Here is a 22,325-nt window from a genome sequence, read left to right as displayed (position 1 = left end):
CTCACTCGCCGGAGAACTCGTCGAGCAGGGCCTTGCGCTGCCGATCGCCCAGACCGCGCAGGCGGCGGCTGGGTGCGATCTCCAGGCGCTCCATGATCTGCTGGGCGCGCACCTTGCCCACGCCCGGCATGGCCTCGAGCAACGCCGAGACCTTCATCTTGCCGAGCACCTCGTCCGAGTCGGCCTGCTCGAGCACCTCGGAGAGGCTGGTGCCTCCACGCTTGAGGCGCTCTTTGAGCTCGGCCCGGGCACGGCGAGCGGCGGCGGCCTTCTCGAGCGCCGCGGCCCGCTGCTCCTCGGTCAGCTCGGGTAATGCCACGTTCTCCTCCGAAGGTCGTGACGACGGGCTCCGGTCGGTGCGACCGGCTCCCGTGGTGGCGTATTGGCTTGCCCAGTGATGGCGAACGTACCCCCCGCGGCCCGCTCCGACAGTCCGTGGGGCGGGAGTGTCCGCAGGTCGGACGGCCGTGGCGCCCACCGGCTCGTGATCGTCCGGTCAACGGCGTCACACGGCCGGGCTACCCAGTCAGTGACCCGTTCAGCGCTCCGACCGCGGCTCTCAGCGCTCCGAGGTCGGGGCCGGCGGTGAGGACCTCCCGGGCGCTGACGGGCACGACCGGTCCGGTGCCGCCGCCGAGCGCGTCGGGCGCGCCGAACGCGGTCGCCACGTCGGCGGGCGTGCCACCCTGCGCGCCCAGGCCCGGGACGAGGACGGGGCCGTCGAGGGCCGACAGGTCGAGCCCGTGGTCGCGGCCGGTGGTGCCCCGCGTCAGCCCGACGACCGCACCGGCCGACCCGTCCCCGGGGCCGTCACGGTGCGCCGCGTTGTGGTCGGCGAGGGCGTCGATCACCGACTGGGCGACCTCACGCATCCCCCTCGGAGCCCCACCCGACCCCGCGACCCACGCCTGGGCGGACTGGACGCCCGCGGCCTCCGGGTTGGACGTCCGGGCGAGCACGAACACCCCGCGCCCGGTGGCCACCGCGAGGTCCAGGGCCGGGCCGAGGGAGCCGACGCCGAGGTAGGGCGAGAGCGTGAGGGCGTCGGCGGCGAGCGGGGCGTCGTCGGCCAGCCAGGCCCGGGCGTAGCCGGCCATCGTCGAGCCGATGTCGCCGCGCTTGGCGTCGGCCACGGTCAGGACGCCGGCCTCCCGGGCGTCGGCCAGCGTGCGCTCGAGGGCCGCGAGCCCGGCCGCGCCGTACACCTCGTAGAGCGCCACCTGGGGCTTGAGCAGCGCCACGTGCCCGGCGAGCGCCTCGACCACGCCCCGGGAGAACCGCTCCACCCCGGCGGCGTCGGCGTCCAGGCGCCAGGCCGACAGCAGGCCGGGGTGCGGGTCGATCCCGACGCAGAGCGGGCCGTGGGCCGCGACCGCCTCGCGCAGCCGGTGGCGGAACGGGGCCCGGCTCACGGGGCTCGGGCTCACGAGCCGGCCACCCCCGCGGGCTGGGGCACCTCGACCGTGAGGGTCGCCGCGTCCCGTGCGCGCGCCTCGGCGAGGCGGGCGTGCAGGACCTGGAGCGACGTCACCCCGACCTCGCCGGCGATGGCCGCCTCGACGGCCTGCACGGCCGCCGCGGCGCCCTGGACGGTGGTGACGCACGGGACGCCGACGTCGAGGCAGGCGGCGCGGATCTCGTAGCCGTCGATGCGGGGCCCGGAGTGGCCGACCGGGGTGTTGACCACCAGGTCGACCTCCCCGGCGAGGATCCGGTCGACGATCGTCGGCAGGCCCTCGCCGCCCTCGAAGTGCTTGCGCACGACCTCGCACGGGATGCCGTTGCGCTCCAGGACGCTCGCCGTGCCGGCCGTCGCGAGGATCGCGAAGCCGAGGTCGGCGAGGCGCTTCACCGGGAAGATCAGCGAGCGCTTGTCGCGGTTCGCGACCGAGACGAACACGTGGCCCGACACGGGCAGCGGCCCGGCGGCCGCGGCCTGCGCCTTGGCGAACGCGGTGGAGAAGGCGCGGTCGATGCCCATGACCTCACCGGTGGACTTCATCTCCGGGCCGAGCAGGGAGTCGACGCCACGGCCGTCGGGACGGCGGAACCGGTGGAAGGGCAGGACCGCCTCCTTCACCGCGACGGGGTGCTCGCGGGGCAGGTCGGTGCCGTCGCCGACCGCGGGCAGGAGGCCCTCCTCGCGGAGGCCGGCGATCGTCGCGCCGAGCATGATCCGCGAGGCGGCCCCGGCGAGGGGCACGCCCGTGGCCTTGGAGACGAACGGGACGGTGCGCGACGCCCGGGGGTTCGCCTCGAGCACGAAGAGCACGTCGTCCTTGAGCGCGTACTGCACGTTCATCAGCCCGCGCACCCCCAGCCGGCGGGCCAGGGCGACGGTCGACTCCCGCACGGTCGCGAGCTCGGCGCCCCCGAGCGTGATCGGCGGCAGCGCGCACGACGAGTCGCCGGAGTGCACCCCGGCCTCCTCGATGTGCTCCATGACCCCGCCGAGGTAGACCTCGCCGTCGGCGTCGCAGATCGCGTCGACGTCGATCTCGATGGCGTCGTCGAGGAAGCGGTCCACCAGCACCGGGTGGTCGGGCGTGACCTCGGTGGCGCGGGCGATGTAGTCGGCGAGGGTGGCGTCGTCGTAGACGATCTCCATGCCCCGGCCGCCGAGCACGTACGACGGGCGCACGAGCACGGGGTAGCCGATCGAGGCGGCGATCTCGCGGGCGCCGTCGAAGCTGGTGGCCATCCCGTACGGCGGGGCGGGGAGCCCCGCGTCGTCGAGCACGCGCCCGAACGCGCCGCGGGACTCGGCGAGGTCGATGGCCGCGGGCGGCGTGCCGACGACCGGCACCCCGGCGGCCTCGAGGCCCGCCGCGAGCTTCAGCGGCGTCTGCCCGCCGAGCTGCACGACCACGCCCACCAAGCCCGGTCCCCCGAGGCCCGATACCTGCTCCGCGTGCACCACCTCGAGCACGTCCTCCTCGGTGAGGGGCTCGAAGTACAGGCGGTCGGAGGTGTCGTAGTCGGTGGAGACGGTCTCGGGGTTGCAGTTGAGCATCACCGTCTCGAACCCGGCGGCCCGCAGCGCGAACGCCGCGTGCACGCAGGAGTAGTCGAACTCGATGCCCTGGCCGATCCGGTTCGGCCCCGAGCCCAGGATGATGACCTTGGGCCGGTCGGTCTGCGCCACGACCTCGGTCTCGGCCGCGGGATCGGACTCGTACGCGGAGTAGTGGTACGGGGTGCGCGCCTCGAACTCCGCGGCGCAGGTGTCGACGGTCTTGTAGACCGGGCGCACGCCGAGGCGGTGCCGCAGCGCGCGCACGCCCGTCTCCCCCGCGAGCTCCGGGCGCACGGCCGCGACCTGGGCGTCCGAGAGCCCGGCGCGCTTGGCCCGGCGCAGCAGCGCCTCGTCGAGCACCGGCGCGTCGGCGATCTCGGCGCGCAGCCCGACGAGGCCCTCGATCTGCTCGACGAACCACCCGTCGATGCCCGAGGCCTCGGTGACCTCCTCGACGCTCGCCCCGAGCCGCAGCGCGCGCTCGACGGCGTAGAGCCGCCCGTCGCGCGGCAGCGACGCCTGGTGCAGGGCTTCCTTCACGTCCTCGTCGGGGTCCGGCAGCGTCCAGAACCCGCCGGCCTTGGTCTCCGCCGACCGCAGCGCCTTGTTCAGGGCCTCCGGGAAGCTGCGGCCGAGCGCCATCGCCTCGCCGACCGACTTCATCGTGGTGGTCAGCGTCGGGTCGGCGCCCGGGAACTTCTCGAACGCGAACCGCGGCACCTTGACCACGACGTAGTCCAGCGTCGGCTCGAAGCTCGCCGGCGTCTCGCCCGTGATGTCGTTGGTGATCTCGTCGAGGGTGTAGCCGACGGCCAGGCGGGCGGCGATCTTGGCGATCGGGAAGCCGGTGGCCTTCGAGGCCAGCGCGCTCGAGCGCGAGACGCGCGGGTTCATCTCGATGACGACGAGACGGCCCGTGGTCGGGTGCACCGCGAACTGGATGTTGCAGCCGCCGGTCTCGACGCCCACCGCGCGCAGCACCTCGATACCGGTGTCGCGCATGACCTGGTACTCGCGGTCGGTCAGCGTCATCGCCGGCGCGACGGTCACCGAGTCGCCGGTGTGCACGCCCATCGGGTCGACGTTCTCGATGGAGCACACGACGACGACGTTGTCCTTGCCGTCGCGCATGAGCTCGAGCTCGTACTCCTTCCACCCGAGCACCGACTCCTCGATGAGCACCTCGTGCACCGGGCTCGCCGCGAGGCCGGCGCCGGCGAGGCGCTCGAGCTCCTCGGGGGTGTACGCGAGGCCCGAGCCGAGCCCGCCCATCGTGAAGCTCGGCCGGATGACCACCGGGAGGCCGACCTCGGCGACGGTGGCCCGCACGTCGGCCATCGAGTGGCAGACCTCGCTGCGGGGGACGTCGCCGCCGAGGCGCCGGACGATGTCCTTGAACTTCAGCCGGTCCTCGCCGCGCTGGATCGCGTCGATGTCCGCGCCGATCAGCTCGACGCCGAAGCGCTCGAGCACCCCCGCGTCGTGCAGGGCGATCGCGGCGTTCAGCGCGGTCTGGCCGCCCAGGGTGGCCAGCAGCGCGTCGGGGCGCTCCACCTCGATGACCTTGGTGAGGTACTCGACGGTGATGGGCTCGACGTAGGTGGCGTCGGCGATCTCCGGGTCGGTCATGATCGTCGCGGGGTTCGAGTTGACGAGGCTGACCCGCAGGCCCTCCTCGCGCAGCACCCGGCAGGCCTGGGTGCCGGAGTAGTCGAACTCCGCGGCCTGGCCGATGACGATCGGGCCGGAGCCGATGACCAGGACGTGGTGGATGTCCTCGCGGCGCGGCATCAGCGCCTCCCCTCCTGGTCCCGGCCCATCATGTCCGCGAAACGGTCGAAGAGGTCGGCCGCGTCGTGCGGACCGGCCGCGGCCTCCGGGTGGTACTGGACGCTGAAGGCGGGGACGCCCTCGCAGGTCAGGCCCTCGACGGTGCCGTCGTTGGGGCACGAGTGGCTGAGGTGCACCCGCCCGAACGGCGAGTCGACGCGCTCGCCCGGCGTGCCGGCGACGGCGAAGCCGTGGTTCTGGCTCGTGATCGCCACCGTGCCGTCGGTGTGGTCGACGACCGGGACGTTGATCCCGCGGTGCCCGTAGCGCATCTTGTACGTCCCGAGGCCCAGGGCGCGGGCGAGGATCTGGTTGCCGAAGCAGATGCCGAAGAGCGGCACCTCGCGGCGCAGCACCTCCTCGGTGAGGGCGACGGCGTGCGCGGCGGCGGCCGGGTCGCCCGGACCGTTGGAGAGGAAGACACCGTCGGGCGAATCGTCGAGGAGCTCCTCGATCGACGCCGACGACGGCAGCACCCGCGTCTCGATCCCGCGCTCGGCGAGCATCCGGGGCGTGTTGGCCTTGATCCCGAGGTCGAGCGCCGCGACCCGCGCACGCGTCGTGCCCGTGGCCGCGACCGTGTACGGCGCGCCGGTGCTCACCGCGCCGGCGAGATCGGCGCCGGCCATCCCGGGGCTGTCCAGCACCGCGGCGCGCATCGAGGTGGGGTCGGCCAGCGCGTCGCCGGAGAACAGGCCGGCACGCATCGAGCCCGCCTCGCGCAGCCGGCGGGTGATCGCGCGGGTGTCGACCCCGGCGAGACCGACGACGCCCTGGCGGGCGAGCTCCTCGCCGAGGTCGGCCGTCGAGCGCCAGTTGGACGGGCGGCGGGCCGGGTCGCGGACGACGTAGCCCGCGACCTGGATGTGGGCCGACTCGTCGTCCTCGTCGTTCCACCCGGTGTTGCCGATGTGCGGCGCCGTGGCCACCACGATCTGGCGGTGGTAGCTCGGGTCGGTCAGCGTCTCCTGGTAGCCGGTCATCCCGGTGGCGAACACCGCCTCGCCCAGCGAGCGGCCGCGGGCGCCGAAGGCCTCCCCGCGGTGCATGCTGCCGTCCTCGAGGACGAGCACCGCGTCCTCCCGGCTCGTGCCGGCCTGGCTCATTCCTGCACCTTTCCGTCCTGCACCGTCCACCGGCCCCGCAGCATGGTGTGCACCACCGAGACCGGCATCTCCATCCCCTCGTACGGGGTGTTGTCCGCCCGGCTGGCCAGCGCCGCGCCCCGCACCGTCCAGGCGGCGTCGGGGTCGACGAGCGTCAGGTTCGCGGGCTCCCCCACCGCCAGCGGCCGCCCCTGGTCGGGCATGCCGGCGATCCGCGCGGGGGCCTCGCTGCACACCCGCGCCACGCCGCGCCAGTCGAGCAGGCCGGTGGTGACCATCGTCGCCACCACCACCGGCAGCGCGGTCTGCAGTCCCAGCATGCCTGGACGGGCGGCGGACCACTCGCAGTCCTTGGCCTCCACGGCGTGCGGAGCGTGGTCGGTGGCCACGCAGTCGACCGTGCCGTCGGCCAGCGCGCGGCGCAGGGCCTCGGTGTCGGCGACCGGGCGCAGCGGCGGGTTGACCTTGTGCACCGGGTCGTAGTCCTCGGCCGCCGCGTCGGTGAGCAGCAGGTGGTGGGGGGTGACCTCGGCCGAGACGCGGAATCCGTTGCCGCCGTCCATCGACTCCCGCGCCCATCGCAGGATCGCCGCCGAGCGGGCCGTCGAGAGGTGGCAGACGTGCAGGCGTGCGCCCGCCGCCGAGGCGAGCATCACGTCGCGCGCGACGATCGACTCCTCGGCGGTGGGGTCCCACCCCGCGAGCCCGAGACGGGCCGCCACCGGTCCGTCGTGGGCCTGCGCCCCGACGGTGAGCCGGTGGTCCTCGGCGTGCTGGGCGACCACGGAGCCCAGGGCCCGCGCGTACTCGAGGGCCCGGCGCATGATCAGCGGGTCGTTCACGCAGCGGCCGTCGTCGGAGAACATCCGCACCCGCGCCGGGGAGGCGGCCATCATCCCCATCTCGGCGAGCTTGCTGCCCTCGAGGCCGACGGTGACCGCACCGACCGGGTGCACGTCGACGAGCCCGACCTCGCGGCCGCGGCGCCAGACGTGCTCGACCACCACGGGGGAGTCGGCCACCGGGTCGGTGTTCGGCATCGCGAAGACCGCGGTGTAGCCCCCGAGCGCCGCGGCGGCGGAGCCGGTGTCGACGGTCTCGGCCTCCTCGCCCCCGGGCTCGCGCAGGTGGGTGTGCAGGTCGACGAGCCCGGGCAGGGCGACGAGGCCGTCGGCGTCGACGGTCTCGTCGGGGTCGTCGACGCTCTCGACGAGCATCCCGTCGCGCACGTAGAGGTCGGTGGGGTCCTCGCCGTAGGGGCGGGCGTTCCTCAGCTTGATCGTGCTCACGCCACGTCCTCCCCGGCCAACAGGTGATAGAGCACGGCCATCCGCACGTGCACCCCGGCGGTGACCTGGTCGGAGATCGCGGCGCGGCTCGAGTCGGCCACGGCGCTCGCGATCTCCATGCCGCGCACCGCGGGCCCGGGGTGCAGGACGACCGCGTGGTCGGGCAGCCGGTCGGCGCGGGCCTCGGAGAGCCCGAAGCGGATCGCGTACTCGCGGGCCGACGGGAAGAACCCGCCGTGCATCCGCTCGGCCTGCACCCGCAGCATCATCACCGCGTCCGGGCCACCGCCGAGGACGCCGTCCAGGTCGTGGCTGATCTCCACCGGCCAGCCGTCGACACCCACCGGGAGCAGCGTCGGCGGGGCCACCAGCGTGACGCGCGCACCGAGCGTGGCCAGCAGATGCGCATTCGAGCGCGCCACCCGGCTGTGGAGGATGTCGCCGACGATGGCGACGTGCGCCCCCTCCACCCGGCCGAGCCGGGCACGGAGGGTCGCCGCGTCGAGCAGGGCCTGGGTCGGGTGCTCGTGGGTCCCGTCGCCGGCGTTGACCACCGCGACGTGACCCTCCGCACCCAGGTGCGAGTGCGCGACGTGGTCGAGCCAGGCCGCGATGCGGTGCGGGGCGCCGGAGGCGGGGTGTCGCACGACGAGGCAGTCGGTGCCCGCGGCGGCCAGCGTGGAGGCCGTGTCGCGCAGGGACTCGCCCTTGCTCACCGAGGACGCGCTGGCCGAGACGTTGATGGTGTCGGCGCTCATCCACTTGCCCGCGACCTCGAAGGACACGCGCGTGCGGGTGGAGTTCTCGTAGAACAGCGTGACGACGGTGCGCCCGCGCAGCGTGGGGAGCTTGCGCACCGTGCGGCCGGTGAGCGCCTGCTCCATGTTCGCGGCGGTGTCCAGCAGGGCCAGGGCCTGCTCGCGGCGCAGGCCGTCGGTGGAGAGCAGGTGGCGCAGGCCGATGCCGGTGGGCTCGGGGCCCGTGGCCGAGGGACCGGTGGTGGGCGCACTCATCGCAGGCTCACCCCGTCCTCGCCGTCGACCTCGACCAGGCGCACCGCGACGTCCTCGGTGCGGTTGGTCGGGACGTTCTTGCCGACGTAGTCCGCGCGGATCGGCAGCTCGCGGTGGCCGCGGTCGACGAGCACGGCGAGCTGGACCGCACGCGGGCGGCCGTGGTCGCGCAGGGCGTCGAGGGCGGCGCGCACGGTGCGCCCGGAGAACAGGACGTCGTCGACCAGCACCACCACCGCGTCGTCGATGCCGACGGCCGGGATCTCCGTCTCGGCGAGCGCGCGCGTCGGACGCAGGCGCAGGTCGTCGCGGTAGAGCGTGGGATCGAGGGTGCCGGTCGGCACGGTGGCCCCGGTGATCTCGCCGATGCGCTCGGCGAGCCGGCGGGCGAGGAAGGTGCCCCGGGTCGGCAGACCGAGCAGGACGACGCGGGCGGTTGCGCCATCAGGGGCATTGCGTTCGATGATTTCGTGGGCGACGCGGGCGACGGTGCGCGCGAGGTCTGCCGCCGAGAGGAGCTCGCGCTCACCCTCGGCACCCGCTGCACCCGACCCGGGCTCGCCCCGGCGCCGTGACGGCACGCGGGTGACCCTCCTTCTCCGCCTCGCAGGACGGCTCTTAAAGGATGTCGATCAGGACGTTTCCCAACACTATCAGCGACGACGGGGCCCCTCGGTGCCGCCCACGGGACGCTCCGGACCGGGACGGCCCGGCCCCGGCACTACGCGCCGTGGTCCGTGTCCGGACGGAGTGCCACGAGCCACACCGGCCACGATCCGTCAGATCCCGGCTTGACCATGTGACGACCTGAGGCGCATCATCACTCTCCGTATCGACTTCGCTGGGTGCACGGGCGGGGCGAGCCGGGCGACGCGAGAGGACGGGGTGTCCGCCAGATGGGTGACTACGCGAAGGCGCTGGGGTCAAAGCTCCGGGGCATCCGCCAGCAGCAGGGTCTGTCCCTGCACGGCGTCGAGCAGAAGTCCGGCGGACGGTGGAAGGCCGTCGTCGTCGGTTCCTACGAGCGCGGTGACCGCGCGGTGACCGTCCAGAAGCTCGCCGAGCTCGCCGACTTCTACGGCGTGCCCGTGGCTGAGCTCCTGCCCGAGGGTCGCGTGCCCTCCGGGTCCGAGCCCGCGGCCAAGATCGTCATCAACCTCGAGCGCCTGCAGCAGCTGCCCGCCGAGAAGGCCGGTCCGCTCGCGCGCTACGCCGCGGCGATCCAGAGCCAGCGCGGCGACTACAACGGCAAGGTCCTCTCGATCCGCAACGAGGACCTGCGCTCGCTCGCGATCATCTACGACATGAGCCCGGGCGAGCTGTCCGACCAGCTCGTCGACTGGGGGGTCCTCCCGCCCGAGGCCCGCATCGCGCGCGCCCTGGACGAGTGACGACGGACTATCCGCTGGTGGGCTCGTCGTCGGCGGGCGGGGCGTCCTGCCCCGCCGGCGCGATCTCGACCCCGGCGGGCACCTCGACGCGGTCGGGGCTCGGCGGGGGGACCGTCCCGGGACGTCCCGAGGACACCCCGGCGAGCACGCCGTTGACGAACCGCGGCGAGTCGTCGGTCGACAGCTCGCGGGCGAGGTCGATGGCCTCGTCGATCGCGACAGGGTCGGGCACGTCGTCGGAGTGCAGGATCTCGTAGACCCCGATCCGCAGGATCATGCGATCGACCGCGGGCATGCGGGCCATCGTCCACCCGCGCGCGTACGACCCGATGACCTCGTCGATGCCGTCGCGGTGCGAGATCACGCCCTCGACCAGCGACTGCGCGAACTCCGACACCGGCGGGGCGTCCGCACCGGCGATGCGCCGGGCGAGCACCTCCTGCGGGTCCTCGCCGCGCGCCTCGGACTCGAACAGGATGTCCAGCGCCCGTTTCCGGGCCTTGGACCGGGAGCCCTTCCGCGCCTGGGGTGCGGTCACCTCAGCTGCTCACGCGGCCCAGGTAGCGCCCGTCGCGGGTGTCCACCTTGACCTTCGTGCCGGTCTCCAGGAACAGCGGGACCTGGATCTCCGCACCGGTGGAGACGGTGGCGGGCTTGGTGCCGCCCGTGGAGCGGTCGCCCTGCAGGCCGGGGTCGGTCTGGGTGATCTCGAGCTCGACCGAGGCCGGGAGCTCGATGTAGAGCGGGGCGCCGTCGTTGAACGACACCTGGACCTCCTGGTTCTCCAGGAGGAACCGGGCCTGGTCGCCGACCGTCTGCTCGGGGATCGGGATCTGCTCGTAGTCCGCGGCGTCCATGAAGATGAAGTCGGCGCCGTCGCGGTAGAGGTAGGTCATGTCGCGGCGGTCGACGTTGGCGGTCTCGACCTTGGTGCCGGCGTTGAACGTCTTGTCGACCACCTTGCCGGTCATGACGTTCTTCAGCGTGGTGCGGACGAAGGCACCGCCCTTGCCGGGCTTGACGTGCTGGAACTCGGTGACGGTCCAGAGGTTGCCGTCGATCCGCAGCACGAGGCCGTTCTTCAGGTCGTTCGTGGTCGCCACGGTGACGCTCTCTCCTACGGTTCGTCTCGGGACAGGGGAACCAGGTCCCGGGGGCTCTGCGTGAGGGCGGCGGCACCGTCGTCGGTGACGACGAGCGTGTCCTCGATCCGGACCCCGCCCCGCCCGGCCAGGTAGACCCCCGGCTCGACGGTGACCGTCATCCCTGCCTCCAGGGTAGCGGTCGCGGTCGACGACACCGCCGGAGCCTCGTGGATGACGAGGCCGACGCCGTGCCCGAGGCCGTGGACGAAGTGCTCGCCGAACCCCGCGGCCGCGATGACGTCGCGCGCGGCGGCGTCGACGTCGCGGGTCGCGACCCCGGGGGCGAGGGCGGCGCGCCCGGCGGCGGCGGCCTCCGCGACGAGGTCGTGGAGGTCGCGCTGCCAGTCCCCGGGCGTCCCGACGATCAGGGTGCGGGTCATGTCCGAGTGGTAGCCGTCGACGAGCGCGCCGAAGTCCATGGTCAGCAGGTCGCCGTCGGCCAGCGGCGCGTCGGTGGGCCGGTGGTGCGGGATCGCGGCGTGGGCGCCGGCGGCGACGATGGTGTCGAACGACGGGCCCTCGGCGCCCGCCTCGCGCATGCGCTCCTCGAGGTCGCGGGCCACCTCCCGCTCGGTGCGCCCGGCCTGCAGGCCGCCGGCGGCGATCATCCCGGCGAGGGCGACGTCCGCGGCGGCGCAGGCCTGGCGCAGCGCGTCGACCTCGCCCGCGTCCTTCACCGCCCGCAGCGTCTCGACCAGACCCGGGGCCCGCCGCAGCTCGCCCGCCGTCAGCGCCGCCGTCAGCTCGGCGTGGCCGTCGACGGTGACGTGGGCGCTGTCGAAGCCGACCGCGCCGTGCTCGCCGTCGGCGCCGAGGAGTCCGGCGGCGCACGCGCGGGTGATGAGGACCCGGAGGTCGGGCGTCTCGTGCGCGGCCTGCTGGGTGTAGCGGCCGTCGGTGGCGAGGACGGTGCGGTCCTCGCCCCGGTCGGCGTCGTCGCCGGCGTGGACCAGCACGGCGGCATTGGAGCCCGTGAAGCCGGTCAGGTAGCGGACGTTGACCAGGTCGGTGACGAGCAGGGCGTCGAGATCCGCCCCGCGCAGCAGGTCACGCAGCGCGTCGCGGCGCCGGGCATGCCCGCCCGGCGCCCGTTCGGGACGGGTGGGCTCCACACCCGTCAGCCTAGGTGAGGACGGGTGACAGGGGTCTCGTACGGTGTCGGTGTGCCCTATCGGCGTGCTCCTCTCCCCGCATCGATCCGGCTGCATCCCTGGGTGCTGCGAACGCTCGTGCTGACCGTGGTCTACGGCATCGCCGAGGCGTTGTTCGTGGCCCTGCGGTCCTCGGCCCCCGATCTGTCGAGCCTGTGGAGCATCGTGCTGCTCCTGGTCGTCGTCGCCGTGGTGATCGGCTGGGTGGGGGCCGAGATCGTCCTCGACCGGCGCCCACCGGAGTGGACGTGGTTCATCACCGCGCTCGCCACCGCGCCCGCGGCGGGGCTGCTGAGCTGGATCCTGCTCGCGTCCTTCGTGGACGACACCGGCGTCGCCGACCTCCAGGCCGCGCTCGTCGGGCGCGCCTCGTTCACCGCGCTGCTCATCCTCGCCGCGGTGTTCATCGGGTCGCGCCTGGGCTGGCTCTCGATGCGCCGCCACGGCGAGGGCGCCGACGACCCGATGCTCGACGCCGACGACGACGAGGTCGCGCGGCAGGCCGGTCTCGAGCGCCACGGTGGCGCCGGCGACGACCGGGCGGCGGCCGCAGCGCGTGCCGCGGCCCGGGTCGGCGTCACGCCCTCCCCCGCGCGGCGCCCGGACCGTCCGTCCCCGGCGTGCGCACCCCGGGACGCCGCTCGCCCGAGCGCGTGCCCGCCGCTGCCGGCCCGGAGCTCGCCGAGCGCGACCGCATGCCCGAGGCGCCCCGCCTGGCGGGCGAGCGGCGGGTGTCGACGGTGCGCACCACCGCCCGTCCCGCCGAGCCGGTCTCCTCGCCGTTCGGGGCCGAGGCGAGCACACCCGCCCGCGAGCGGCCCACGTCCGACGCCCCCGAGTCGCTCGAGCCGCCGGTCGTCGCGGTCCTGCCCGCCTTCCCGATGCCGGGCGGCCCGCTCGACGACACCGGCAGCCAGGCGGCCGTGCCGGACCAGGAGCCCGCGCCGGAGCAGCCCTCGCGCCGCAAGTTCGGGCTGCGCCGCCCGAAGTCCTGAGCGGCCCGGCCAGCGAGGCTCTGGGGGCTCAGCTCGCCAGGGCCGCGTAGGCCGCCGCGAGGTCGGCCGGGTCGGGGCCCTCGAGGCGCCCGGGCTGCGCCAGCCCGTCGAGCACGACGAAGCGCAGCAGGGCGCCGCGGGACTTCTTGTCCAGGCGCATGGTGTCGGCGAGCTCGTCGAAGGCGGCCGCCGGGTAGGTCACCGGCAGCCCGACGGACGCGAGCGTGGTGGCGTGCCGGTCGGCCGTCGCGTCGTCGAGGCGCCCGACGCGGCGGGCCAGCTCGGCGGCGAAGACCAGCCCGATCGACACCGCCTCGCCGTGGCGCCAGCGGTACCGCTCGCGGCGCTCGACGGCGTGGCCGAGGGTGTGGCCGTAGTTGAGGATCTCGCGCAGGTGGGACTCGCGCAGGTCCGCGGCCACCACGTCGCCCTTCACCCGGATCGAGCGGACGACGAGCTCGCCGAGCACGTCGCCCGCGGGGTCCAGCGCCGCCTCGGGGTCGGCCTCGACGAGCTCGAGGATCCGCGGGTCGGCGATGAACCCGGTCTTGATCACCTCGGCGAGGCCCGCCGCGAGCTCGGGACGGCTGACGGTGGCGAGGGTGTCGAGGTCGGCGATCACCGCGGTGGGCTCGTGGAAGGCGCCGACGAGGTTCTTGCCTGCCCCGGTGTTGATGCCGGTCTTGCCGCCGACCGCGGCGTCGACCATTGCGAGCAGGGTCGTCGGCACGTGGACGATCCGCACGCCGCGCATCCAGGCGGCGGCGACGAAGCCGGCGAGGTCGGTCGCCGCGCCGCCGCCCACCGCCACGAGGGCGTCGGAACGCGTGACCCCGAGGCGGCCGAGCTCCTCCCAGCAGGCGCCGGCGGTGGCGAGGTCCTTGCCGTCCTCGCTGTCGGGCAGGGCGAGCAGGTGGGTGCGCGTGCCCGCGGCCTCCAGGGCGCCGCGCACGGCGCCGGCCACGCCCGCGACGGCGGGCTGGTGGCAGACGACGACGGTCGCGGTGCCGGCGAGGGTCTCGGCGACCGCGCCCGTGATCCCGCGGCCGACGACGACGTCGTACGGCGCGGCGCTCGCGACGTGGAGGCGCTCGAGGACCTGCTCAGCGGGCACCGTCGCCCACCTCCGCGCGCAGGGCCGCCAGGACGGCGTCGACGACGTCGTCGGGGCTCACGTTGTCGGTGGCGACCTCGTGGCGGGCCACCGAGCGGTAGACCGGCAGGCGCTCCTGCAGCAGCGCGGAGAACGTCGCGCGGGGGTTGACCCCGGCGAGCAGGGGCCGCGCCGTCGACAGGCCGACGCGGCGGACCCCGACGGCCAGCCCGACGCCGAGGAACACCACGGGGTGCCCGTCGAGCAGGTCGCGGACCGCCTCGGTCATCACCGCTCCCCCGCCGAGCGCCAGCACGCCGTCGTGGTCGGCCAGCGCCCCGGCCACCGCGTCGCGCTCGAGCGCGCGGAACACCGGCTCGCCGTCGGTGAGGAAGATGTCGCTGATCGCCCGGCCCGCCGTCGCCTCGACCAGCGCGTCGCTGTCGGCGAAGGGCACGCCCAGGCGCTCGGCCAGCAGCGTCCCCACGGTCGTCTTGCCCGACCCGGGGGGCCCGACGAGGACCGCGACCGGGCTCACGGCACGCCCGCGCCGTCGACGTCCCCGGTGTCGACGTGGCGACGCGGGTCGATCGCCGCGAGGTAGGCCGAGGCGTTGCGGGCGGTCTCGCGCAGCGAGTCCCCGCCGAACTTCTCCAGCGCCGCCTCGGCGAGCACGAGCGCGACCAGGGCCTCGGCCACCACGCCGGCCGCCGGCACGGCACAGACGTCGGAGCGCTGGTGGTGCGCCGTGGTGCCCTCGCCGGTGACCACGTCGACGGTGCGCAGGGCCTTGGGCACGGTGGAGATCGGCTTCATGGCCACGCGGGCCCGCAGGGGCTCGCCGTTGGTCATGCCGCCCTCGATGCCGCCGGCACGGTTGGTGAACCGGGCGACGCCCGTGTCGTGGGAACCGTGGAGGATCTCGTCGTGCGCCGCGGACCCGCGGCGGCGCGCGGTGGTGAACCCGTCGCCGATCTCCACGCCCTTCATCGCCTGGATGCCCATGAGGGCCGCGGCGAGGCGGGCGTCGAGTCGGCGGTCGGCCTGGACGTAGGACCCGAGACCCACGGGCAGCCCGTGGGCGACGACCTCGACCACCCCGCCGAGCGTGTCGCCGTCCTCCTTCGCGGCGTCGACCTCGGCCACCATCCGTGCGGTGGAGGCCTCGTCCACCGCGCGCACCGGGCTCGCGTCGATGCGCTCGCCGTCGCCCGGCCTCGGGATCACGTCGGGCGTCGCGTCGGCGGTCCCGAGGCTGACCACGTGCGAGAGCACCTCGACGCCCAGGGCCTGCGCGAGGAACGCCTTCGCGACCGCGCCGAGGGCCACCTTGGCGGCGGTCTCGCGGGCGCTCGCGCGCTCGAGCACCGGGCGGGCCTCGTCGAAGTCGTACTTCGTCATGCCGGCGAGGTCGGCGTGGCCGGGACGCGGACGGGTCAGCGGGGCGTTGCGCGCGCGGCCCTCCAGCAGCACCGGGTCGACGGGGTCGGCGGACATCACCGTCTCCCACTTCGGCCACTCGCTGTTGGCGATGCGGATGGCGACCGGGCCGCCCATCGTCAGGCCGTGCCGCAGGCCCCCCGAGAGCTCGATCTCGTCGGCCTCGAAGCTCATCCGCGCGCCACGGCCGTAGCCGAGACGCCGCCGGGCGAGCTCGGCCGACACCTCCTTCGAGCTCACCGAGACGCCCGCGACCATGCCCTCGAGCACGGCCGTGAGCGCCGCTCCGTGCGACTCTCCCGCCGTCAGCCACCGCAACACGGGCCCATCGTTTCACGTCGCCGACGGTCATCGGGCGATCACGGTCGCGACGAGGGTGAGCCACGTCGCCGCGAGCAGCGGCGGGCCGTACGGGACGCGGCGCGCACCACCCGCGAGCACGAGGACGAGGACCCCGACGGCGGCGAGCACCGGGGCCGCCACCAGCCCGCCCCACGACGCGGCGGCCAGCGGCGCGCCGAGCGCGGGAGCCAGCTTGACGTCCCCCGCCCCCAGCGCGCCCGGCGCGGCGAGGTGCACCGCGGCGAACGCCCCGCCGAGGACGGCGGCTCCCAGGAGGCCGGAGACGAGGTGCCCGGTGCCGAGCGGGACCAGGGCGGCGAGGCCGAGCACCGCGCCCGGCACCGTCACGGCGTCCGGGAGGCGCCGGGCGACGAGGTCGGTGGCGCTGCCGGCGACGACGAGCACGCCGAGGACCAGCCACGCCGGGAGCCAGGTCGCGGGCACGAGACCGGCGGCCACGACTGCCGCCGGCACGGCCCAGAGCACGGCCAGCGCCCCGGCGGTCGGCAGGACCGGGACGAGCACGCCGCGACGCATCCGTGCGAGCAGGGCCCGCACGCCCACCGCGGCGAGCCCGCCCGCCGACCCGGCGACGACGACCGCAATGAGAACCGCAGCGAGGACCGTTCCGATGACCACGCCGTCGAGCCTGAGCCAGCCCGTTCACCCCCGTCACGCGCCGTCTCAGGACCTGTGGACATCTCCGGACGATGGGGACGGCGGACGGAGCAGCGGGCAGGGTCGAGGCCCGTCCGCAGCGCGGCGAACGCTTCGGTTTCCGAAGCATCCCGCCCGGAACAGATCAGGTCCCGCCGCGATGGGGGATTTCCTGACGTCTGACGCGAGCATGGCCCCCAAGCTGACACCGACGCGTGCTCACCCCGGCAGGGGCAGGAGGGTGACGTCGGTGGTGGCGGCGAGGGCCTCGTGCATCGCCTCGCGCGGCGCGGGCCGGCCCGTGAACTGCTCGACCTGGCCGAACGCCTGGTGCAGGAGCATGTCGAGGCCCGTGGCGACGGGCAGGCCCCGGGCCGCGGCGGCCGCGGCCAGGGGTGTCGGCCAGGGGTGGTAGACCGCGTCGAGGACCACCGACCACGGGGGCAGCGCCGCGACGATGCGCTCGGCCAGCCCGGGCCCGAGGGCGTCGGCCGGGGTGGTGTTGATCAACGACTTGGCGGTGACCAGGTGGCCCACGTCGAGGTCGTCCCAGGTGACGGGGCGGCGGTGGAAGCCGTGGGCGCGGGCTACCGCGAGGGTGCCGGCCGCCCGGGCGACGTCGCGCACCACCAGCGTCACCGACTCGCTGCCGACCTCGAAGACGCCGGCGATCGCGGCGCACGCCGTGGCCCCGCTGCCCAGGACGACCACGTCCGCGATGCCCGCGGCGATGCTCGGGAAGTCCCGGAGCTGTGCCGCGCGCAGGGCGCCGGCGATGCCGTCGACGTCCGTGCAGTCCGCGAACCAGCCGCCGTCCCGCGGTACCAGCGTGTTGGCCGCCCCGACCCGCCGGGCCCGGGGGGTCACGCTCGACGCCAGCTCGAGAGCCGCGCGTTTGCCGGGCATCGTCACCGACAGGCCCGCCCACGACGCGTCGCGGGCCGCGACCCAGCCGGGCAGCTCCTCGGCGGTGCACTCGACGGCCTCGTAGGTCCAGTCGTCGAGTCCCAGCGCGGCGTAGGCGGCGCGGTGCAGGACCGGGGAGCGGGAGTGCGCCACCGGCGATCCCAGGAGTGCGGCGCGCACGGTCAGTAGACCCCGCGCTCTTGGGCGAGGCGGCGGTTGGCGTCGTGCTCCTCGGGGGCGACCGCGAAGCAGGAGATGCCGTCGGTCTGGCACTTCACGAAGTACACCCACGGCCCCGGCGTCGGCTCGAGCGCGGCGGCGAGGGCCTCCGGGCTCACGGCGCCGATGGGGGTCGGGGTCAACCCGAGGTTGAGGTACGTGTTGTACGGACCGGGCCGCGCGCGGTCGAACGGGCTGGTCAGGAGCGTCTGACGGTCGAGGGGATAGTTCACCGTCGAGTCGAACTGGAGGCGCATCGGGACCGCCAGCCGGTTGTAGATGACCTGCGCGACCTTCCCGAAGTCGGCCGCGACGCCCTCCCGCTCGGCGAGCGACGCGACGATCAGCGCGTCGTACGGCGGCACCCCGCGCGCCTCGGCCTCCTGCACGAGACCGGTGGCCTCGAGCCGCGGCACCGACGCACGCACCACCTGCTCCAGCGCCTCCCGGGCGCCGATGCCCGGCGCGAGGTCGACGGTGCCGGGGGCGAGCAGACCCTCCAGCCGGCGGGCCGGCTCGGCGCGCCGCACGCCGTCGAGCGCCCACGACGGCACACCGAGCTCCGCAGGGTCGGTGTCGGCCATGGCGGCGCGCAGGTCCGCCACGGACGCGCAGCGCTCGGCGCCGGCGTCGTCGACGGTGCAGGTGGCCCGCGAGATCAGCGACAGGACGCCGGGCACCGTGGAGTCGCCCGCGCCGACGGTGTCGTCGAGCTGCACCCCGCTGCGGATCTCCAGGCGGCCGACCCGGGTGGCCGGGTCGAGCAGGGCCTCGACCGCGCCGGCCGACGACATCTGGCGGCGCAGCTCGTAGAAGCCGGGCTGGATGCCCCGGCCGTTCGGGTTGTCCTCCGCGGCGTCGCCGAACGACCGGGCCGAGGCCACCACGTCCTCGGCGACGAGCTGCTCGCCGATCTCGCGGGTGGACGAGCCGCCCGACACCTCGACGACGACCCGGCCGGTGCCGGGGCCGTCGTAGTCGGGCGGGAAGACGATCGGGAGCAGGTCGCGCGCGAAGAACACGCCGCCGGCGAGGACGACGACCAGCAGCACCGCGATCCCCGGCCACAGGAGGCGTCGGCGGGGTCGCTCCTCGCGCCCCTGGGGCAGGGCCTCGGTGAGGGCGTCGCCCCCCGGGGCGGGCGGTTCGTCGCCGAGGAGCCAGCCGGGGTCCGCCTCGGGCTCGGCCGGCTCCGGCTCGGGTTCCGGGTCGCCCCGGTCCTGGTCGCGCCGGTCCTGGTCGCGACGGTCGGGCCCACGGTCGGATCCGTACGCACCGAACGCGGTCCCCGCGACGTCGGTCTCGGCGTCGGCGTCGGCCGCGTCGCGTGCGATCTGCTCCGGGCGCAGCCACGCCGAGGCGTAGTGACGTTCGGTCTCGGCATCCCCGTGGTCGACAGGCCGCGCGACGACCGGGCGGCCCGATGTCTGCCCGCGCCCGGCGACGGGACGGCCGGCACGCACCCCCGGCCGCTGGGTGGTCGCCGACATCTTCACGATCCGGCGCCCGGACGGCGTCCCGTTCTCCGGCGCGTCCGGCCGACCGTGACGTCCGGTCACGTGTCCTCCGCGGTCGCGCCGCCGGCGGGACGCGCGCGGCGGGCGTCGAGGTAGCCCTGCAGGATGCCGACGGCCGCGGCCTGGTCGATCACCTTGCGCTGCTTGCGGCCCTTCACGCCCCGGTCCGAGAGCGTGCGCATGGCGGTGACGGTGGTCAGGCGCTCGTCGGACAGCACGACCGGGACGTCGCGCCCCGCCGCGGACAGGCGCCCGCGCAGGGCCGTCGCGTAGTCCTGGGCCTTCTGCGCGGCCGGACCCTCACGTCCGGCCAGCGTGCGGGGAAGCCCCACGACCACCTCGACCACCTCGTGCTCGTCGACGAGCGCCACCAGCCGGGCCAGGTCGGCGCCGGCCGATTCATCGTGATCGAGGGTAACGAGCGGTGTCGCGAGCACCCCGCCGGGATCGGACAGGGCGACGCCCACGCGCACGCTGCCGACGTCCACGCCGAGGCGCCGGCCGCTGTCAGCCGCCAGCGCGGGCCACCTCCGCGCGCAGGGCGGCGATGGCGTCGTCGATCCCGCCGACACCGCTGCCCCCGCCCTGGGCCAGGTCCGGCTTGCCGCCGCCCCGGCCGTTCACCGCGGGCGCGAAGGCCTTGACCAGGTCGCCGGCGGCCAGGCCGCGCTCGCGGGCGCCCTCGGTGGTGGCGACGACGAACGAGACCTTGTCCCCGTCGGGCGCGAAGAGCGCGACGACGCCCGGCCGGGCCTGCAGCCGCCCGCGCACGTCGCCGGCGAGCGAGCGCAGGTCTCCCCCGCCCACGCCCTCGGGCGTGCGGGCGGCGACGAGCGCGATCCCGCCGACGTCCTCGGCGCCGTCCACGAGCGACCCCGCCGAGGAGAGCACCTCGCGGGCCCGGATCGTCTCGAGCTCCTTCTCCGCGGCGCGCAGGCGGTCGACGACCCCGCCGATGCGCTCGGGCAGCTCCTCGGGCTGGGCGCGGAACTGCTCGGCGAGCTGGTTGACCAGCACGTGCTCGCGGGCCAGGAACCGGAAGGCGTCGATGCCGACGAGGGCCTCGACGCGGCGGACACCGGACCCGATGGAGCCCTCGCCCATCAGCTTGACCAGGCCGAGCTGGCCGGAGCGGCCGACGTGCGTGCCGCCGCAGAGCTCGCGGGAGTACTCGCCGACCTCGACGATGCGCACGGCGTCGCCGTACTTCTCGCCGAAGAGGGCGACGGCGCCGAGCTTGCGGGCCTCGTCCATCGACGTGACGAAGGCGCGCACCTCGTCGTCGCCGAGGAGCACGGTGTTGACCTCGTCCTCGACGTCGGCGAGCACGCTGGCCGGCACCGCGCCCTCCGACGAGGTGAAGTCGAAGCGCAGCCGGCCGGGGGCGTTGAGCGACCCCGCCTGGGCGGCCGAGTCGCCGAGGGCCTTGCGCATCCCGGCGTGCACGAGGTGCGTCGCGGTGTGCGCGCGCGAGATCGCGGCGCGGCGCTCGACGTCGATCTGGGCCGAGACCGGGGCGTCGAGGGTGGCCTCACCGTGCAGGACGCGACCGCGGTGCACCGACAGGCCGGGCACCGGGGTCTGCACGTCGGTGATCTCGATGGTGAACCCGTCGCCGAACAGCCGGCCGGTGTCGGCCTGCTGGCCGCCGCCCTCGGCGTAGAACGGGGTGCGGTCGAGCATGACCTCGACGTCGTCGCCCTCGGTGGCGGCGGGGACGCCGACGTGGTCGACGATCAGCCCCACGATCGTGGCGTCGGCGCGCTGGTCGGAGTACCCGAGGAAGTCGGTGAGCCCGGTGCGCTCCAGGACCTCGCGATAGGCGCTGGCGTCGGCCCCGCCGTGCTTGCGGGCGGCGGCGTCGGCCTTGGCCCGGGACCGCTGCTCGTCCATCAGCGAGCGGAAGGCGCCCTCGTCGACCTCGAGCCCGGCCTCCGAGGCCATCTCGAGGGTCAGGTCGATGGGGAAGCCGTACGTGTCGTGGAGGGCGAAGGCGCTCGACCCGGGCAGCGTCGTCGAGCCGGACGCCCGGACCTCGGAGACCGCCGACTCGAAGATCCGCGAGCCGGTGGCGAGCGTGGCGAGGAAGGCCTCCTCCTCGCGGCGCACCACGGCGGCGATCCGCTCGTAGGAGGTGACGATCTCCGGGTACGACGGGCCCATGGCGTCGCGCACGACCCCGGCCAGGTCGACGAGCACCGGCTCGGTGATCCCGAGCAGCCGGGCGTTGCGCACGACGCGGCGCAACAGGCGGCGCAGCACGTAGCCGCGGCCCTCGTTGCCCGGCACGACACCGTCGCCGATGAGCATGGCGCCGGTGCGGACGTGGTCGGCGATGACCCGGAAGCGGACGCCCTGCTCCTCGGTCCCCTCGTCGTAGGAGCGGCCCGAGAGCTCCTGCACGCGGTCGATCACCGGGCGCAGCAGGTCGGTCTCGTAGACGTTCTCCACGCCCTGCAGCAGGAACGCGACGCGCTCGACGCCGAGCCCGGTGTCGATGTTCTTCTGCGGGAGCTCGCCGATGGGGGCGGCCCCGTACTTCGGGCTCGCCTCCCCGCGGATGTCCTGCATGAAGACGAGGTTCCAGATCTCGACGTACCGGTCCTCGTCGACCACCGGGCCGCCCTCGAGGCCGTGCTCGGGACCGCGGTCGTAGTAGATCTCCGAGCACGGACCGCCGGGACCGGGGATGCCCATGTCCCAGTAGTTGTCGCGCCCGTCGCGGCGCTGGATGCGCTCGGGCGGCAGGCCGGCGACCTCCTGCCACAGGCGCTCGGCCTCGTCGTCGTTCTCGAAGACGGTGACCCAGATGCGCTCCGGGTCGAAGCCGAAGCCGCCGTCCTCCAGGGTGCCGGTGACCAGCGTCCAGGCGTGCCGGATCGCGCCTTCCTTGAAGTAGTCACCGAACGAGAAGTTGCCCGCCATCTGGAAGAACGTGTTGTGGCGGGTGGTGTGGCCGACGTTCTCGATGTCCCCGGTGCGCACGCACTTCTGGATCGACGTGGCCGTGTCGTAGGGCGCCGGGGCCTCGCCGAGGAAGTACGGCTTGAACTGCACCATCCCCGCGTTGACGAACAGCAGGGTCGGGTCGTCGAGGATCAGCGAGGCGCTGGGGACGGGGGTGTGGCCGGCGTTCTCGAAGTGGGCGAGGAAACGTCGGCGGATCTCGTGGGTCTGCACGTCTGTCCTGCTTCGCAGAGATGCGGGTGGGGGCG

21 protein-coding genes are annotated in these 22,325 nt (G+C 74.7%); 2 read left to right on the top strand and 19 right to left on the bottom strand.

Features of this window, described 5'->3' with window-relative positions; genetic code table 11:
- Position 1: 1 nt before the first annotated feature.
- From mihF to pyrR, 7 genes are all read right to left on the bottom strand, one after another.
- The gene (mihF, locus tag ACQPYN_RS16635; RefSeq protein ID WP_274194957.1) at positions 2-319 is read right to left on the bottom strand and encodes an integration host factor, actinobacterial type; all 318 of its coding nucleotides are present in this window, start codon (positions 317-319) and stop codon (positions 2-4) included.
- A 199-nt stretch (positions 320-518) separates the two neighbouring features.
- Positions 519-1,427: an orotidine-5'-phosphate decarboxylase gene (pyrF, locus tag ACQPYN_RS16630; protein WP_433024876.1), complete on the bottom strand. Its 909-nt coding sequence runs from the start codon at positions 1,425-1,427 to the stop codon at positions 519-521.
- Positions 1,424-4,807 carry a carbamoyl-phosphate synthase large subunit gene (carB, locus tag ACQPYN_RS16625; protein WP_433024873.1) on the bottom strand — a complete coding sequence of 1,128 codons (3,384 nt, stop codon included), beginning with the start codon at positions 4,805-4,807 and terminating at the stop codon, positions 1,424-1,426. The genes pyrF and carB overlap by 4 nt, the downstream gene beginning before the upstream one ends.
- Positions 4,807-5,952 (bottom strand): glutamine-hydrolyzing carbamoyl-phosphate synthase small subunit, encoded by a 1,146-nt coding sequence (gene carA / locus ACQPYN_RS16620; protein ID WP_433024870.1) that lies wholly within the window; start codon positions 5,950-5,952, stop codon positions 4,807-4,809. The genes carB and carA overlap by 1 nt, the downstream gene beginning before the upstream one ends.
- Entirely contained in the window at positions 5,949-7,241 is a 1,293-nt protein-coding gene (locus tag ACQPYN_RS16615; RefSeq protein ID WP_433024867.1) for a dihydroorotase, read from the bottom strand. Before ACQPYN_RS16615 ends, carA begins: the two co-directional genes overlap by 4 nt.
- A complete protein-coding gene (locus ACQPYN_RS16610) occupies positions 7,238-8,197 on the bottom strand; it encodes an aspartate carbamoyltransferase catalytic subunit (RefSeq protein WP_433038916.1) in 960 nt (319 codons plus the stop codon). The genes ACQPYN_RS16615 and ACQPYN_RS16610 overlap by 4 nt, the downstream gene beginning before the upstream one ends.
- A gap of 53 nt (positions 8,198-8,250) precedes the next feature.
- The gene (pyrR, locus tag ACQPYN_RS16605; protein ID WP_274194962.1) at positions 8,251-8,835 is read right to left on the bottom strand and encodes a bifunctional pyr operon transcriptional regulator/uracil phosphoribosyltransferase PyrR; all 585 of its coding nucleotides are present in this window, start codon (positions 8,833-8,835) and stop codon (positions 8,251-8,253) included.
- A 315-nt stretch (positions 8,836-9,150) separates the two neighbouring features.
- On the opposite strand from pyrR, the gene bldD reads away from it, so the two are divergent.
- On the top strand, positions 9,151-9,645 hold the full coding sequence (gene bldD, locus ACQPYN_RS16600) for a transcriptional regulator BldD (RefSeq protein ID WP_274186731.1): 495 nt from the start codon (positions 9,151-9,153) through the stop codon (positions 9,643-9,645).
- A gap of 7 nt (positions 9,646-9,652) precedes the next feature.
- Here bldD and nusB read toward each other — a convergent pair whose 3' ends face one another.
- From nusB to ACQPYN_RS16580, 4 genes are all read right to left on the bottom strand, one after another.
- Positions 9,653-10,183 carry a transcription antitermination factor NusB gene (gene nusB / locus ACQPYN_RS16595; RefSeq protein ID WP_433024863.1) on the bottom strand — a complete coding sequence of 177 codons (531 nt, stop codon included), beginning with the start codon at positions 10,181-10,183 and terminating at the stop codon, positions 9,653-9,655.
- A gap of 1 nt (position 10,184) precedes the next feature.
- Positions 10,185-10,748 (bottom strand): elongation factor P, encoded by a 564-nt coding sequence (gene efp / locus ACQPYN_RS16590; RefSeq protein WP_274194964.1) that lies wholly within the window; start codon positions 10,746-10,748, stop codon positions 10,185-10,187.
- A gap of 14 nt (positions 10,749-10,762) precedes the next feature.
- Positions 10,763-11,902, bottom strand: coding sequence for a M24 family metallopeptidase (locus tag ACQPYN_RS16585; RefSeq protein ID WP_433024860.1), 1,140 nt, complete (start codon positions 11,900-11,902; stop codon positions 10,763-10,765).
- A 131-nt stretch (positions 11,903-12,033) separates the two neighbouring features.
- Positions 12,034-12,330, bottom strand: a complete 297-nt coding sequence (locus tag ACQPYN_RS16580; RefSeq protein WP_433024857.1) for a hypothetical protein — start codon at positions 12,328-12,330, stop codon at positions 12,034-12,036.
- Between the two features lie 231 nt (positions 12,331-12,561).
- Here ACQPYN_RS16580 and ACQPYN_RS16575 point away from each other — a divergent pair, with 231 nt between their 5' ends.
- Positions 12,562-12,936: a hypothetical protein gene (locus ACQPYN_RS16575; protein ID WP_433024855.1), complete on the top strand. Its 375-nt coding sequence runs from the start codon at positions 12,562-12,564 to the stop codon at positions 12,934-12,936.
- 28 nt (positions 12,937-12,964) lie between these two features.
- Here ACQPYN_RS16575 and aroB read toward each other — a convergent pair whose 3' ends face one another.
- The 8 genes from aroB to alaS all read right to left on the bottom strand — a co-directional run bounded on the left by aroB (position 12,965) and on the right by alaS (position 22,290).
- Positions 12,965-14,050 carry a 3-dehydroquinate synthase gene (aroB, locus tag ACQPYN_RS16570; protein ID WP_433024852.1) on the bottom strand — a complete coding sequence of 362 codons (1,086 nt, stop codon included), beginning with the start codon at positions 14,048-14,050 and terminating at the stop codon, positions 12,965-12,967.
- Complete coding sequence (locus tag ACQPYN_RS16565) at positions 14,040-14,567, bottom strand: shikimate kinase (protein ID WP_433024850.1); 528 nt, start codon at positions 14,565-14,567, stop codon at positions 14,040-14,042. The genes aroB and ACQPYN_RS16565 overlap by 11 nt, the downstream gene beginning before the upstream one ends.
- Positions 14,564-15,790 (bottom strand): chorismate synthase, encoded by a 1,227-nt coding sequence (aroC, locus tag ACQPYN_RS16560; protein WP_433024847.1) that lies wholly within the window; start codon positions 15,788-15,790, stop codon positions 14,564-14,566. The genes ACQPYN_RS16565 and aroC overlap by 4 nt, the downstream gene beginning before the upstream one ends.
- A gap of 27 nt (positions 15,791-15,817) precedes the next feature.
- Complete coding sequence (locus ACQPYN_RS16555; protein ID WP_433024844.1) at positions 15,818-16,450, bottom strand: prepilin peptidase; 633 nt, start codon at positions 16,448-16,450, stop codon at positions 15,818-15,820.
- Positions 16,451-16,687: 237 nt separating this feature from the next.
- Positions 16,688-17,554 carry a shikimate dehydrogenase gene (locus ACQPYN_RS16550; RefSeq protein ID WP_433024841.1) on the bottom strand — a complete coding sequence of 289 codons (867 nt, stop codon included), beginning with the start codon at positions 17,552-17,554 and terminating at the stop codon, positions 16,688-16,690.
- A 2-nt stretch (positions 17,555-17,556) separates the two neighbouring features.
- Positions 17,557-19,152, bottom strand: coding sequence for an endolytic transglycosylase MltG (locus tag ACQPYN_RS16545; RefSeq protein WP_433024838.1), 1,596 nt, complete (start codon positions 19,150-19,152; stop codon positions 17,557-17,559).
- Positions 19,149-19,598 carry a Holliday junction resolvase RuvX gene (gene ruvX, locus ACQPYN_RS16540; RefSeq protein WP_433024835.1) on the bottom strand — a complete coding sequence of 150 codons (450 nt, stop codon included), beginning with the start codon at positions 19,596-19,598 and terminating at the stop codon, positions 19,149-19,151. The genes ACQPYN_RS16545 and ruvX overlap by 4 nt, the downstream gene beginning before the upstream one ends.
- A gap of 19 nt (positions 19,599-19,617) precedes the next feature.
- The gene (alaS, locus tag ACQPYN_RS16535) at positions 19,618-22,290 is read right to left on the bottom strand and encodes an alanine--tRNA ligase (protein ID WP_433024832.1); all 2,673 of its coding nucleotides are present in this window, start codon (positions 22,288-22,290) and stop codon (positions 19,618-19,620) included.
- Between the last annotated feature and the right edge of the window lie 35 nt (positions 22,291-22,325).

The organism is Actinomycetospora sp. CA-053990, assembly GCF_050948445.1.
Classification (GTDB): domain Bacteria; phylum Actinomycetota; class Actinomycetes; order Mycobacteriales; family Pseudonocardiaceae; genus Actinomycetospora; species Actinomycetospora callitridis.
This window is presented reverse-complemented; position numbering and strand designations above follow the sequence as displayed.

What these genes read in the sequence shown, in the direction of transcription:
- ACQPYN_RS16580 (WP_433024857.1), bottom strand. Translation starts at nt 12,330, where the DNA reads ATGAGCAGCGCGGTGAACGAGGCGCGCCCGACGAGCGCGGCCTGGAGG.
- carA (WP_433024870.1), bottom strand. Translation starts at nt 5,952, where the DNA reads ATGAGCCAGGCCGGCACGAGCCGGGAGGACGCGGTGCTCGTCCTCGAG.
- bldD (WP_274186731.1), top strand. Translation starts at nt 9,151, where the DNA reads ATGGGTGACTACGCGAAGGCGCTGGGGTCAAAGCTCCGGGGCATCCGC.
- carB (WP_433024873.1), bottom strand. Translation starts at nt 4,807, where the DNA reads ATGCCGCGCCGCGAGGACATCCACCACGTCCTGGTCATCGGCTCCGGC.